A 14,786-nucleotide genomic window follows, 5' to 3' on the forward strand; every position below is an offset into this window, starting at 1 on the left:
CTGCTACTGTTCATGATTCTTTGATGCTTATTTCGGCTGGATATATCCTTCAGCTTTAAGCAATTCAGCGATCAGAACCGCACCACCTGCCGCTCCGCGGAGCGTGTTGTGGGACAATCCAACGAATTTGTAATCATAGAGTGAATCTTCGCGCAGTCGGCCTGTGGAGACACCCATTCCGCGTTCGATGTCACGATCCAGTTTCGTCTGTGGTCTGTTCTCTTCTTCAAAATACGTAATGAATTGTTTTGGTGCACTTGGCAGAGCCAGTTCTTGCGGACGACCTTTGAACTGCAACCAACGCTCCAGAATTTCGTCTTTGCTTGGTTTTTTCTCGAAGTTCACAAACACGGTAGCCAGATGTCCATCCGTTACCGGTACACGAATACATTGTGTGGTAATTAATGGAGCAGAAGCTTTGACGATCTGATTGTTCTCGATGCTACCCCAGATCCGAAGAGGTTCCTGCTCACTCTTCTCTTCCTCGCCACCGATGTATGGAATGACATTATCGAGCATATCCGGCCAGTCCGTAAAGTTTTTACCTGCTCCCGAGATTGCTTGATACGTGGAAGCAACGACCTGAGTCGGGTTGAACTCACGCAAGGCGTGCAATGCTGGCACATAGCTCTGAATGGAGCAGTTTGGTTTTACCGCAATGAATCCAGTTTTGGTACCCAGACGTTTGCGTTGAGCTTCGATCACGTCCAGATGTCCCGGGTTTATCTCAGGGATTACCATGGGTACATCTGCTGTCCAGCGGTGAGCCGAGTTGTTGGATACGACAGGTGTTCCTGTTTTGGCATAAGCCTCTTCGAGCGCTTGAATCTCATTCTTTTTCATATCAACCGCACAGAAAATAAAATCAACCTGACTGGCAAAAGCTTCGACCTGGGAAGCATCCTGAACAACGATTTTCTTCACAGCTTCCGGAATAGGAACTGCGAGTTTCCATCTGCCTTGTACGGATTCTTCATATGTTTTACCTGCCGAATTGGCGCTTGCAGAAATAGCTGTTACTTCAAACCATGGATGTTGATCGAGCAGGTCTACAAAACGCTGACCTACCATTCCCGTTCCACCGACGATACCAACTTTCAATTTTGCTGACATTCAATCATCATTTCCTTTCGGTTTAAGTGATTCTTCTCATTGATCCATTTCATAACTCACAAAAAACGTATTATGAAATGGACTTCCTAATTAACACTATTCAGGCGATTCCAAAGCGTGTAGTCACAGCCCCGAAAAAACCAAAAAATCCCATCCCCAAGACAATAGTCTCAGGGACGAGATTGAATTCTCGTGGTACCACCCAGATTCGCCAATATGTCACCATATCCGCCTCTTCAAGTAAAGGTATACAACCATATTGCAAGCTGTAGACCATCCATACTCTAGCTCTGTAACAGGAGCGCCTGTCACACCATCCCTTAATGCTAAGTTCCGATGTGCTGCTCTGAGTCTTTATTCAATAAAAGATTCTTTACTCCTTTTCAGCTACCGGAGCTCTCTTTGAAAGAATGATTTTTATCTACTCGTCTCTTCGTCGCATTTGATATTGCGATTATAATATCAAAATTACCGTGATGAAGTAAACACATTTTTTTTGGATATTGAAATTTACACGTTAATTTCTTACTGTTTGTTGGCAACAATTGCATACGTACCCAGTGGACTCCCAGGCCCCGAGGCTCGATGTGTTCTGAGTAATTTCAGTTCGGAAAGAAGAAGTGTTTTTACTTTGTCAGGAATCGGAAGCAGTTTCAGTTCCACAGGTGCTTCTGCCAGTGTCATTTCAGTTTCCCACCGACCGTCTTGCAGCTCAGGAGAATGGATTGAAGCCTCTTCCTTGATCGTCCAGCCTGCCGAAGTGACAAGTTCTTGTATATCCTCCGGTGTAAAAAGCGTACGCACATTGGAGAAGCTGTTCTCCTTGTAACATTCGACCTGGGACTGAATGAGAACAGATAACCAGTGCGAGAGCTGGCTCACATCTGTAACGCGTGCATCCCATTCGGCAAAACATAACTGATGTCCCCATGTCCTGACCTTGCTAAGAATCTGGGCGAGTTCGTCAAACGATTTCAAGTACCAGGAACAATGGGAAAGTACGATCACATCAAACTCATTCTCGGCAAATTGGGCTTGATCGCTTAAAATGTCAAAATCATAATCCATTCGAATTCGATCACCCAGCGGAGAACTCCGTAGCTTGGCTGCCGCTTCGCCTACGGTCAGCGGTGAACCATAATCCTCTGGAGCAATATCTACACCATGAACGTACCCATGCTCCCCCACCAGATGTGCAAGCACGGCCGTTGTATCTCCTTGACCACAACCAATCTCCAGCACGCGGCTACCTTCCTGTATCCCCCAAAAAAGTCCCAGTTTCATCCGATGCTCAGTCTGAATGTACTGAATGGCGGCGTTGTCCTCCACGTCCATATACTTAATAAGGTCCCTGATGATAGATTCCTTCATGATTCCTCACTCCTCAAAGAGCAACTTGAACTACTTGCTCATTGTAGCGTTACTGGAAACATTGTACAATGCTGGATTCTATGAAAGAACCATGTACGAAGGAGAGGCTCTCTGGTAGCAGCAGATGTGGGCCTCTGCTTCATATCAATGCCTATGCCCACTGGGTTGCAAGCTTCTGAAGATAGGGTGTCAGCATGGGCTGTAATTCCTTGCGCATCAGTCCGATCTCCAAGATCGCCTGAATATATCCGAATTGATCACCAATATCGTAGCGGCGTCCCTCCAGTTCAAGGGCCAACAGTTCCTCCACTTGACTCACTACTTTCAGGGCATCCGTTAACTGATATTCCCCTCCAGCCCCTCTCTCAATCTGATCAAGGATTGGAAAAATGGAAGGTTTCAGAATGTATCTTCCCATTACAGCTGTTCGGGATGGTGCTTCTGCAAGAGAAGGTTTTTCGACCAGATTGGTGACTCGGTGAACCCGGTCCTCTACACCATTCGAATCAATGATGCCATATTTACTCACATTTGCCGCGTCTACCTGACGGACACCGATGATCTGGCTGCCTGTCTTATCATAGAGATGCACCATCTGTGCAAGTGCAGGCGGATCAGACACCATAATGTCATCTCCGAGTAGTACAGCGAAGGCATCCTCTCCTACAAATTGCCGTGCACATCCAATGGCATGCCCCAGACCCAGCGGTTCTTTTTGACGAATAAAATGAATATTAGCCATCTCGCTGATGGCCTGCACCTCTTCTAGTAAAGTCTGTTTGCCCTTGGCATACAAAGAATGTTCAAGTTCAACCGATTTATCAAAATGATCTTCGATGGATTTTTTGTTACGTCCAGTCACAATGAGGATATTCTCAATGCCTGACTGCACTGCTTCTTCAACAATGTATTGGATAGCCGGTTTATCCACGATTGGTAACATCTCTTTCGGCTGTGCTTTGGTTGCTGGCAGGAAACGGGTTCCGAGACCCGCTGCCGGAATAACTGCTTTTTTAATTCGCATTTCAACATACAATCCTTTCCTTTGCTTCATATAACCCATATTGCACGCTGCGGGCAGCTAAGTTGCTATACGAAACACCCAATATCTGCTGGACATATAATTCAGCACCATCCCCATCAAGGTCGCCAGGATCTTACTCATCACGAGACTCCAACCCAGCATATCGTGCAAAGTCATCAGAATCAGTGCGGATAACGCGAGAACGACGAGATTGGTGATGAGAAAACGAATAAGTTTGGCTCTATCCCCGTCCCCTCGCGCCGCATCTCGAAAAGTCCACCTGCCATTCAGCCAATAACTGTTCGTAACGCCGCAGCTGTACGAGATTACTTGCGCTATCAGAACCGGCACACCGATCACAGCGAGTATAGCAAATACCACCGCATCCACTGCCGTATTCGCAATACCCACAATACCGAACTTGAAAAGTGTAACCAGACGTTCAGTCATGATGAGCAACTCGTGCTGTCAATCGGGATTGCGCTTGCTGGCCCTCGGCTTGAACCACATCTCTCACAATGTATAGCGGACGCGCCTTGGTCTCATCATAGATTCGGCCAACGTACTCGCCCAAAATGCCCAGCATGATCAAGATGAATCCGTTAAACATCAGCATGATACTCACAATGGATGGCCATCCTTTAATCGTTGAATCTGTAAAAATGGCCGAACCAATAACCGTTAACATGTAGATGAATCCGCCTACCGACAGGATTGCACCTACATATCCTGCAAGCTTGAGCGGTTTATGCGAAAATGACGTAATGCCATCCAGGCTCAGCTTCAGCATGCGTTTCAGCGGATATTTTGTTTCGCCTGCCAAACGTTCATCACGTTCATATTCAATAGCCGTCTGACGAAATCCTACCCAACTGACCAATCCGCGCACAAATCGGTTTTTCTCCGGAAGACGTTTCATCTCATCACATACTTTGCGGTCAATCAGGCGAAAATCTCCGGTGTCTACCGGGATATCCGTATCCGTTGAGGCACGAAGTACACGGTAGAACAGACTGGCCGACCATTTCTTGAAGCGAGTTTCCCCACTGCGTCTGGTGCGTCGGGCATATACGACTTCATAGCCCTCTTTCCATTTGGCGATCATATCCAGTATCAGTTCGGGAGGGTCCTGCAGATCCGCATCAATAATCACCACCGCATCCCCCACTGCATAATCCATACCCGCTGTTATCGCAATCTGATGTCCGAAGTTACGAGCAAAATCAATCAGCTTCACACTCTCGTCCCAACGGGCGTAATCACGGATCATCTGTGCACTTCGATCCACGCTGCCATCATTGATAAACAACAGTTCATAACTCTCTCCTGTGCTGCCCATGACCTTCTTCAGACGCCGATAAGTCTCCTCGATCACCGCTTCCTCGTTATACATGGGAATAATAATGCTGTATCCGTACGCGTGAGCCATGTTCGTCCCCTCCCTTTTCCAATGGACTTCGTTCGAGATTTTCATTACAGTTTATAATTTCACTTCGTACAAGGTGGTCTGTCCGCCAAATCCGAATCCAAATCCGAGTCCAGCTTCATTCTCTGTATCTCCATTATTCATGGACCCGGTGTCCGTGCCTGTCTTCCATTCTGACGTTGGAATCTCGGTTCCATGCTCTTTGATCCAATCGGTAATTTCTGAGTTTCCTCCGCGGCCACCCATGCCACCAACCATGAAGTATTTCACTTGCCCGCTCTTGACGAGTTGCTCAAGTTCCTCTGTTGTGTACACCGGGTCTGATCCGGAAAAACCTCCAAGCGTGATCACCGCTGCTTTCTCATCGATGATATAAGGTGCTGCCTGATTATAGTCCGTAGTTGCGAAGAGATACGTTTCGCCTGTATTGTGTTCTTTCAGATAATTCAGTGTGGCTGTATCCACTTCTTCGTTACGGCTGCCCAATCCGCCACGACCACCCCTTGAAGGCATTTCTGTATCTCCTGCACCGTTCCCCATCGGCATGCCCATTCCTGCTCCACCAAACATGCCATTGGAACCAGTAGGTCCCGCTGCCGGAATCATGCTGTTGCCACCATAAGTAATTGGGGTGAATGCCCAGTAGATTGGACCAATCAGCATCACCATGAATCCCGCGATAATGAAGCCTTGTTTCCATCGATGTGTGCGATGAAGCATAACGACCAGAATGACCGTAACCAGAATGCCTGCGATTAATTCACTAATCGACCAGCCTGCACCAATCGTATCGTTATACACCTGCATGATATACCAGCCGAACAGCGTCGTAAGCAGTACGGACACCGGAAGCAACCAAGCTTGCCATCCGGTGCGATCACGATATAATTTCCACATCGCTACAAATCCTGCGCCAGTCAGCGCTGCAATTGGAGGTGCAAGCATAATCAGATAATATTGATGGAAGAACCCTGCCACACTGAAAAAAGCAGCAACCGGAAGCAGCCAGGCCAACCAGAACAAGGCCTCCTTGTGCTTGTTGGTTATATTTCTCCGTCTTAACCCTGCAAATATGGCAATGCACCCAAGCAGCACAACTGGCAATAGCCAACTTGCTTGACCTGAAAGTTCAGTCTGGAACAGACGCAGAGGACCTTTCTCCCCTGTACCAAACATGCCTCCCATGCCTCCGCCACCATTACCGCCAAAATTTCTTCCGTTTGGCATTTCCATATCATTTGGCATCTGTCCGTTCGGGAAATTACCATTCGGCCTATTCATGCCGCCCATGGCGTTTGTACTGTTCGAACCATTCATATTATCGTTATCCGGTGCATCGACATCTTGCCCAGCCTCAGGAACACCACTGCCTGTCTGATTAGGGCCTGAAGACAAGTCTCCTCGATTGCCACGATTGTTTCCCTGTCCGATCCCATTTGGCATACCTGCGTTACCTGCCGTATTCTGCTGGCCCGTTAGGCGAGCCAGACCATTGTATCCAAAGGCGAGTTCCATGACCGAGTTCGTTTCACTGCTGCCGATATAAGGTCTTTGGTCTTCGGGTATGGAATCCACAGTGACCGCCCAGGATAAGGAAACGACCACCAGAACTGCTGTGCTGCCGAACAGCAGGATGATCTTCCTTCTCCATTTCGCCTGAAATGCAAGCAGATAGAACAAGTAAAAAGCCGGGAGGATCATGTAAGCTTGAAGCATTTTCATATTAAAGGCTATGCCTATTAACCCAAAGGCAACCAGAATGCGCCAAACACTGCCTTGTTTGCTGCCTTTGAACAAAAACCATGAACCCAGCAGTAGTGTAAACACCAGCATACTGTCAATATTATTGGTCCGGCTGACTGCCGCCACAACAGGCACAGTCGCCATCGCAAGTGCCGAGATTCGTGCTGCTGCAAGACCATATGTAGGTTTCACCATGAAATAGATCAGGAGCACTGAACCGATTCCCGCTAATACCTGCGGCAAAATAACGCTCCATCCGTGCAATCCGAAGACATAGGCAAAGGCCGTTTGAATCCAGAAGACAACAGGTGGTTTATCTACAGTGACCGAGCCTGCCGAGTCTAATGAAGCATAGAAAAAGTTATGGAAGTTGCTGAGCATACTACCAACGGCAGTCGTATAGTAGGAATTGGCATATTGATCGTTCCAGATACCGTACCCATTCAGAAACGCCGCCAGTAATACAATCGGCAGAAGGACAAGATCCATCCTTCTTTTGGTGTTATTCAATGTTAATCACTCCTTCAAAGTTCTTCATGTCTAATATTGTGACATGCCAAAATAAAACTGGGATGAGTACCCGCTGAATGTTGTCTGAGGATAATTCACAATCCTTTCAGCTAAATTTCAGTTTGGCAAGCGATAATACAACATACAGTCCCTCTTAATTGAGGGAGAACTATGATGGAAGCAAGCAAGGAGGAACCCCGCATTATGAAGCTTAGCAGCGGAATTAAAATACTATTGGCTGATGATGAACCGCATATTTTGCAATTTCTAGAGCTTGGATTAAGCAATGAGGGCTTCGATGTGCGCACCGCGCCGGATGGAGCGGCTGCGCTTGAATTGGCGCTTGAATTCAAGCCCCATATGGCTATTCTGGATGTCATGATGCCAGAGATGGATGGATTCGAAGTGGTCGAACGCCTGCGTAAGACCGGAACTCAGGTTGGCGTTATTATGCTGACAGCGAAGGACGAAGTCGAGAATCGGGTTAAGGGCCTTTGGCTAGGTGCTGATGATTATATGATCAAACCCTTTGCCTTCGACGAGCTGCTCGCTCGGATTCAGGCCAGACTACGCAATCAATTTCCTTTATTAATAGGAGCTGTCACCCACGGTCCCTTCCGAATTGATGATCAGCGCAAAGAAATCACCTATCAGAATCAGGTCCTGGAGCTATCTCCTACCGAATACGAACTGTTAAAATTTATTGTGCTTAATCATGGGATTGTACTTAGCAAAGCGACCATTCTAAGCCGGGTGTGGGGGTATGATTTTGGCGGGGAAGAAAATATTGTGGAGGTATACGTTCGCTCCTTGCGCGACAAACTCGGGGATAAAGAGCATAAACTCATTCGCACGCTTCGAGGTGTCGGTTACAGGGTGGATCTCTAATGAACTCGCTGCCTAAGAAAAATAAACTTCGTTTAAGACGTCTTCACCAATGGATCTGGCCTCGTTCACTGCGTTCTCAATTGCTCTCACGTTCTCTGTTCGTGCTTGCTGGGCTACTATTGTTAATCGGTATCCTGCAATTCTGGATCATGGAAAGCTTTCTCTATCGGAATCAGGCAAAAACCATGGAAGAACAGCTCATGTCCATGCCCCCGGTTTGGCTCGGAATTCAGTCACGTAGTGGCTCTTCCAACAATCCTTTCGGTGGACAGGCAGGAAACGGGTCTGGCAATCGGGTGCTGTTTATACCGGACCGTTCACTGGCCCTGTTTGATAATCAAGGTACGTTCGAGGATGTTTTTGGAGAAGACGCTCTGAAAGCCCCTCATCTATCAACCATTGAATATCAAGACATTACAGATGAGTTAAAAGAACAAAAACATATTCCCTACCGGATCGTAACGGATAACCAAGGGAAGGAGCAATTGATTGTCTTCGGTTCACCGGGTCCTCGCAATCGCGGCTTACCGATGGTCCAGATGGGTACAGCTACGAAACCTCTGAGAGACTTGATTATCAGACAGCTTCTGATCTTCCTCATGTTATCGCTGTTGGCCATGGTAGCCGGTCTTATTTTATACACTAAGGTATTACGCCGGACACTGGTTCCCCTGTCAAACATGGTGAATAAAGTACAGCAGATCGATGCAGGCAGCCTCGCAGAACGCCTTCCCGTCGTTCAGGGACAAGAGGAAGTGGATCAACTTGCAGTCTCATTCAATGGCATGCTTGAAAGGCTGGAGAACTCGTTCGAAGCGGAGCGGGAATCGAAAGAGCAGATGCAGCGTTTCTTGTCCGATGCTTCCCATGAGCTTCGTACCCCGCTTACCTCCATTCATGGCTTCATTGAAGTTCTACAGCGGGGTGCAGCGACCAATCAAGATCAATTGTATAAAGCACTGGACAGCATGCACGGCGAATCCGTACGTATTAACAAACTGGTTGAAGATTTACTGCTCCTGACCAAGTTGGACCAGGCTCCGAAGCAGGAGCGTGAGATCATTCAGCTGGACAGTCTGCTGCTCGAAATGCAACCACAACTTGCCATGATGGCTCAGTTGAGGTCCATTCATCTGGACTTGACGGCTGCGGTCCATATACTGGCTGACCCTTATAAGCTGAAACAGGTTGTGCTGAATCTGTTCCATAATGCGGTGCAGCACACCGATCCAGAGCATGGAGCCATCTCCATAACGTTGTATGCCACGCACCATAAGGCTGAATTGTCAGTAAAGGATAACGGCACAGGCATCGAACCTGAACATCTGCCTCATATCTTTGAGCGATTTTACCGCACAAGCAGTTCTCGTTCGCGCAAACAAGGTGGTGCAGGTCTCGGTCTAGCCATTACCCGCTCAATTGTGGAGTCGTATGGTGGGAAAATTACAGCACGAAGTCAGGTAGGCGTGGGAACTGAATTTATGATTTTGATGCCGCTGTATAAGGCTGATGTCTGAATTGAGGGTAGACTCTACGCGAATTATAATTTAGTTATCCGTAGCTCTACGTAATAACTTCTTATAACTAATGTAAGTTATAGGATAACTCTCCAAACGCCGCATTTCCTTCATCTTACTTCCGGCTTTTCATTGCCATGAAGAATCCCCCATCATTTCAATTAAGAAACGAATGGGGGATTCTTTTTTGTATCTGTTTGATAGAGTGAAGAGTAGTAGTCCAATTGGTTTGAGGTTTGAGGCATCCGGGCTTACAAGCTTAGGAATCTGAAGCCTCTTATTCAAGGATTTACGGCCTATAAATGCTTCTCATAAAATACCATTGTCATTTTGTCGTTAATCGCTTTTGTTGCACCCGTTTTTTTGTAGCCTATCTTTTCATACAAATAACAGTTCCCTTTCTCTTGTAAGATGGTACCCAATTTCCATGACTTTGCATCATCATATATCTGCTCGACCATTGTTAGGACTTTTTGAGCAATTCCTTTTCCTTGATGTTCTGTCAGTATAAAAATTGGGCTAATACTGTAGATTTGATTTTCTTTTTTCACGACTCTTATTCCACCAACAGCAATTTCAAGATGACGAATTATGAAATAATCTGTAAAAGATTGATTGATTTGAGTAATAATTCTTTCTACGGTTTCATTAGCGGGGCTTGTTTCAAAATCCTGATATTTTTCTAACAAAGGCATAAATGCTTTGACTTTCATCTCATGAACAGTCACTGCATCTTTCAAATCTGCTTTATCTAATGAAACCCTCATTAAATATATACCTCCGATTGATACGCTGGTTAGAAATATGATTTTATAGTACGTGCTCTGTTACCTTGGTACAAGAAAGATGTTCGTCTACGTTTGGTATTTGTTCATTTACAACAAATAAACAAGTTAGAACTAACCTATTTTTCTTATTCGACGTTATATTCCCATATTCCTTGCTACCTAAATAACGGAACCACGCCAATAGCTTCATCTAATTTTCCGCTATCATCCAAGAGACGAGATCAGTCAGAATGGACCTCAAACTTTTAGACCCTCATCCCCATCATCGTGTGGATTACCAAGGGTACACGCCATTCACATCTAGGAATTCTCCGTTATGACGTTTACCGTCTGTCGCATAGCGCACGATAATCGCAGCGCCAGCTTCTTTTGATTTACCGCCTTCGGCATTGCCGTTAAGATCTGTTGACGTGAATCCCGGTGTGACTGCAAAGACTTGAGCTCTGCTGTTTTTGACTTCATAGGCCATGGAAAGAGTCATGGCACTGTTGGCCGTTTTGGATGAGTTATAGTCGAAGGCATTTAAAGTAAATTCCGCATTTTGCATATGGTCCAGAGATGCCATGTCGGTCGAAACATTAATGATTGTACCTTCATTATCTTTGATTAACGGGAACAAGCGCTGATTCAAACGGAACGTGCCGAAAAAGTTCACTTCGAAGGCGTTCCGCAGGTCTTCCTCTTTTGTATCCGTGAAGGAATGAGAGAACGCACCAGGCATACCCGCGTTATTGATTAGAAGGTTTATTGCGGGATAAGTCTTATGAATCGTATCGGCTGCCTGCTCAATGCTCTTCAAGTCGATCATGTCGATCTGTACAAATTCTACATCTAATCCCCTGGAAGTTAACTCCGAAACAGCTGCTTCCCCTCGTTCGACACTGCGTGCGCCGAGGATAACTTTCCAACCTGCTTCACCCAACTGCTTTACGATCTCATATCCAATCCCTTTATTTGCTCCGGTTACAAAAACAGTCTTTTTCATGCGAATCCTTCTTTCCCTAATATGATTTTTATTTAACAATGTATAAGTTACTATGCTACACTTAGTGTAGGTCAAATTATTTTTATAAAAGGGAGATTCACATGTTAACGATCGGAGAAGTAGCGAAAAAAGTTGAGATTTCAATTGGAGCGATCCGCTTTTATGAAAGAAAGGGACTGCTGAAACCTGCTGCACGAAATGAGCAGAATAACCGTCTTTATTTGGAGGATGATCTGAACTGGCTGGTCTTTATCAAATGCCTTCGCGAAACGGGGATGAGTGTGGAAGACATCAAAAAGTATTATGATCAGGTCAATGAAGGAACCTCCACCCTGAAGGAAAGAACCAAGCTGATTGAGGACCAAAAGCAAAAGTTGCTGAATGATATCGAGGAGAAAAAAGCGCAGCTTGTTCATTTGGATAACAAACTGGAGCGCTATTATCGAGGAGAAAATTTTTAAAATAATCTTGTCCTATAAATTAAATGAAAGAAAAAGATCAGGTAGCCAGCAATAACTGTCTAACCTGATCTGAAGTGTTTAACCTATAGCGATTTTAAAGAGGATAAAAAAGTTCAATCAAAAAAGACCTTCGCGCTTACATAGTTGATAATGGATATAGGGTTCATCCTCGATCTCGATCAAATTTAACCGTTCAAAATCACATTTCTGTATGACCTTGTTGGATGCTTGATTGGTAGTCAAAGCGATGGCATTTAATATTTCCACGTTGGTATGTTCAAACAAATACTCCGTCATTCCTTTTACTGCCTGCGTTGTATAGCCACGATTCCTGAAGTGTTTGGAAATACCGTACATAATCTCCCGATTGGGTGCTGGCAGTTCGTCCTTAATCCCTGAGCAGCACCATCCTATGAACTCATCATTCTCTTTAAGCACGATAGCCATACGTAAATAAAGCTCTCCGATATTGCCACCCGCCATCACAGCTTGTTTAAAACGCTGATTCTCAGGAATTTCATATTCGGTGAGCCACAGGGTCCTCTCTTCCATTGTAGCGTTCCATCCCGGTAAGAATTCATACACCTCGGGTTGCCATGTGATTTCTTGCAGTTTCTCCAAATCCTCAAGTCGATACTCGCGCAAATAAATATCCTTGCAATCGATGATTAATTCTTCGGTTTGTATAGATTGTTTCATAAGGTTACCTCCACATACTGATTTACGTTACATCATTATAGAAATAGGGCCGTGTACCATTGCCTTAAAGGCAATGCCTTGATATGTATAGCGTCAGGATCTTGGGTTTTTTCCAGTTGGGGAAAACACTCTGGATATTGAGCCAAATATTCGCTAACACACCATCGAACCGACCAGTTAATATCTGTTGACCAATTTATCCAATTATGTATTTCCTCCTTTGGAGCATTTTGCAATAATCCATGCATATACCATCCACGCACTCCTCCTTCTGTTTCATTCATTAAATACACCCAATACAACTTTCGCTCTCGTTCGTTCATCGGTTCGCCGAGGGTCGATACTGCAATTTTACGAACAATAGCGGATGAATCCTTAGTGAAGCTCCACAACTCTTCACGTGATAATTCCCCCCTCTCCACTAAAACTGTTAAAGAGAGCGCTCTTTCGATATCATCCATTGAATGAATTGTGCTATAGAGATTTTGATTTTTTATACGTATCATCGGTAAAGTTTTTGTTATGTACCTTGGCTTATCTGCCCTGTTCATATAACGAATTGCATTCTCAACGTTAATTCGAGGAGCCAGGTTATCACCACCCTCAAGTGGTTCTCCATGCTCGACTAATAAATCTCTCAGCATCCCGGAACTTAAACTCGGAAATTGGGAGAACAAATGGGCCGCAACACCAGCAACAAGCGCAGCCGCTCCAGAGGTCCCCCCATAAAATGATACGCGCTGACCCGAATCTTCAGTTTCATAAGAGGGGATTGTAAGGTGTAGTCTGGGCGCTAATATATCTGGTCTAAAATGACCATCTCCATTTCTGCCATAAGGTTCGTCAGGAAAAGGAACATGTAATGAACGATCAGCCTTTCCACGATCCACGTAGCCCCCTACTGCTAAATATTGTATTGGAGGCATGATGTTATTTAAACGTGTATTCCCATTCGAACAAATAACCAAAATGCCCTGTTGTACAGCTGTCGACAATGCTTTAACCGTTGAGTTCTCACTCGTATTTTTAAGATAAACTTCATTATCTAATGCCTGCCAACCAGTGCTTAAAATAATTTTTATATTCCATTCGAGCCCATGTTCAAGAATCCATTCCATTCCTTTTTTCAGACGTTCTCCTTCTCCAGTTGTAAATGCCCCATGATCTAATACGATGAATGTTGCTGCTGGTGCAATCCCGACATGAATCTGTCCCTCTAATAGAATAGGTTCATGGGCCAAAGCTAGTACACTCATAAGGCCATGCTCACCTTTCCGATTATCCTCCTCCCTGTTCATAGATGAAATGTCTCGCATAGTGACAGTCATATTTTCATGTACGGTAACACATTTAATTCGTGTATTTAAGTGATTTACGAGATGATGTGGTTTAATTGAATCGATAATTACAATCCCCACACCCAGACCAGAAGTATGAAAATCAGGCCGTTCAGCAAAACCTAACCTTTTCCATGTCGGATCGGGTATCGCTCTATCCACACGATCACCTCTGATTTTGATATCATTAGAATATACTTTCACCTTCAGCTTAATGTACATTACCATTTATCCAACCGAACATTGGCAGACTTCAAGCGCCATAGCAATCTTATTTATGCTGGAGTCAAACAAGCCCTTCTTTTGCCATAAACTCGTCTTTGGTTAATCCAAAGAGGATCAGATCCTGGTATTTTCCATCCATATAGATCACCTGGCGGCGCACACCTTCCTGAACACATCCAAGTTTTCTCATCATCCCTGCGGATGGTTCATTTCCTTGGAGTACATAATCATTAAATTTATTGAGCCGGCGCTCAAAGAAGGCATAGTTCAGCAAGATTCGAACAGCGCTGGTTCCGTATCCTTTTCCTCGATGATCCCTGTCAATTTGAATGCCAATGCTAAAGGTACCGTTTCTCTCATCAATGCTGTTCAGGTTCACACCTCCGACATTCTCACCATCCATATTTAGAATGGTAAACATGATCCGTCCTTTGGCTAAAGAAAAATCAGAGAAGTTTTCCGTGAAATTCTTCGCTTCGACATGGGTTGGCGGTAACTCTACTGCACACTCCAATAACCGACGAGCAGGTGTATCAAAGCGGTTATAATAATGATCTTCCCAATCTTCCTCACGTATAGCACGCAATCTGACCTTATCATCCTGCCAGAAATATTGACTATAATCGATCTCTCTCATTCCGAATCCTCCACCTATTCAACCAATTTTTTACTCCGAGCTACAAATATAATAACCCATAA

Annotated in this window: 14 protein-coding genes and 1 other annotated feature; of the genes, 3 read left to right on the forward strand and 11 right to left on the reverse strand. The window is 45.0% G+C overall.

The genetic code is table 11. The annotated features are described in order from the left end of the window. Window positions 1-27: 27 nt before the first annotated feature. The 6 genes from asd to AB4111_RS02955 form a co-directional block, all read right to left on the reverse strand. The gene (gene asd, locus AB4111_RS02930; RefSeq protein ID WP_074094892.1) at window positions 28-1,113 is read right to left on the reverse strand and encodes an aspartate-semialdehyde dehydrogenase; all 1,086 of its coding nucleotides are present in this window, start codon (window positions 1,111-1,113) and stop codon (window positions 28-30) included. 169 nt (window positions 1,114-1,282) lie between these two features. After that, window positions 1,283-1,559: a binding site (T-box leader), on the reverse strand. A 79-nt stretch (window positions 1,560-1,638) separates the two neighbouring features. Continuing rightward, a complete protein-coding gene (locus AB4111_RS02935) occupies window positions 1,639-2,484 on the reverse strand; it encodes a class I SAM-dependent methyltransferase (protein WP_442030340.1) in 846 nt (281 codons plus the stop codon). 151 nt (window positions 2,485-2,635) lie between these two features. Continuing rightward, a complete protein-coding gene (gene galU / locus AB4111_RS02940; protein ID WP_442030342.1) occupies window positions 2,636-3,508 on the reverse strand; it encodes a UTP--glucose-1-phosphate uridylyltransferase GalU in 873 nt (290 codons plus the stop codon). Between the two features lie 57 nt (window positions 3,509-3,565). Next, window positions 3,566-3,958 (reverse strand): GtrA family protein, encoded by a 393-nt coding sequence (locus AB4111_RS02945; protein ID WP_442030344.1) that lies wholly within the window; start codon window positions 3,956-3,958, stop codon window positions 3,566-3,568. Then, window positions 3,951-4,937: a glycosyltransferase family 2 protein gene (locus AB4111_RS02950; RefSeq protein ID WP_442030346.1), complete on the reverse strand. Its 987-nt coding sequence runs from the start codon at window positions 4,935-4,937 to the stop codon at window positions 3,951-3,953. Before AB4111_RS02950 ends, AB4111_RS02945 begins: the two co-directional genes overlap by 8 nt. Before the next feature lie 51 nt (window positions 4,938-4,988). Further along, the gene (locus tag AB4111_RS02955; protein ID WP_442031563.1) at window positions 4,989-7,166 is read right to left on the reverse strand and encodes a glycosyltransferase family 39 protein; all 2,178 of its coding nucleotides are present in this window, start codon (window positions 7,164-7,166) and stop codon (window positions 4,989-4,991) included. Window positions 7,167-7,391: 225 nt separating this feature from the next. Between AB4111_RS02955 and AB4111_RS02960 the strand changes: the two genes are divergently transcribed. Together AB4111_RS02960 and AB4111_RS02965 are read left to right on the forward strand one after the other, a co-directional pair. Further along, entirely contained in the window at window positions 7,392-8,075 is a 684-nt protein-coding gene (locus tag AB4111_RS02960; RefSeq protein ID WP_253442536.1) for a response regulator transcription factor, read from the forward strand. Then, complete coding sequence (locus AB4111_RS02965) at window positions 8,075-9,592, forward strand: sensor histidine kinase (protein WP_442030348.1); 1,518 nt, start codon at window positions 8,075-8,077, stop codon at window positions 9,590-9,592. The genes AB4111_RS02960 and AB4111_RS02965 overlap by 1 nt, the downstream gene beginning before the upstream one ends. A gap of 296 nt (window positions 9,593-9,888) precedes the next feature. Here AB4111_RS02965 and AB4111_RS02970 read toward each other — a convergent pair whose 3' ends face one another. Beyond that, the gene (locus AB4111_RS02970) at window positions 9,889-10,359 is read right to left on the reverse strand and encodes a GNAT family N-acetyltransferase (protein WP_442030350.1); all 471 of its coding nucleotides are present in this window, start codon (window positions 10,357-10,359) and stop codon (window positions 9,889-9,891) included. Between the two features lie 295 nt (window positions 10,360-10,654). Beyond that, complete coding sequence (locus AB4111_RS02975; protein ID WP_442030352.1) at window positions 10,655-11,365, reverse strand: SDR family NAD(P)-dependent oxidoreductase; 711 nt, start codon at window positions 11,363-11,365, stop codon at window positions 10,655-10,657. 101 nt (window positions 11,366-11,466) lie between these two features. On the opposite strand from AB4111_RS02975, the gene AB4111_RS02980 reads away from it, so the two are divergent. After that, on the forward strand, window positions 11,467-11,826 hold the full coding sequence (locus AB4111_RS02980) for a MerR family transcriptional regulator (RefSeq protein ID WP_091016682.1): 360 nt from the start codon (window positions 11,467-11,469) through the stop codon (window positions 11,824-11,826). Window positions 11,827-11,943: 117 nt separating this feature from the next. On the opposite strand, the gene AB4111_RS02985 is transcribed toward AB4111_RS02980, so the two are convergent. The 3 genes from AB4111_RS02985 to AB4111_RS02995 all read right to left on the reverse strand — a co-directional run bounded on the left by AB4111_RS02985 (window position 11,944) and on the right by AB4111_RS02995 (window position 14,724). Beyond that, on the reverse strand, window positions 11,944-12,525 hold the full coding sequence (locus AB4111_RS02985; RefSeq protein ID WP_442030355.1) for a GNAT family N-acetyltransferase: 582 nt from the start codon (window positions 12,523-12,525) through the stop codon (window positions 11,944-11,946). Window positions 12,526-12,560: 35 nt separating this feature from the next. Next, window positions 12,561-14,084, reverse strand: coding sequence for a S8 family serine peptidase (locus AB4111_RS02990; protein WP_442030357.1), 1,524 nt, complete (start codon window positions 14,082-14,084; stop codon window positions 12,561-12,563). Window positions 14,085-14,148: 64 nt separating this feature from the next. Then, window positions 14,149-14,724, reverse strand: coding sequence for a GNAT family N-acetyltransferase (locus AB4111_RS02995; protein ID WP_442030359.1), 576 nt, complete (start codon window positions 14,722-14,724; stop codon window positions 14,149-14,151). Window positions 14,725-14,786: the final 62 nt, after the last annotated feature.

The sequence above is a fragment of the Paenibacillus sp. 2KB_22 genome, assembly GCF_052115745.1.
In the GTDB taxonomy this organism is placed as follows: domain Bacteria; phylum Bacillota; class Bacilli; order Paenibacillales; family Paenibacillaceae; genus Paenibacillus.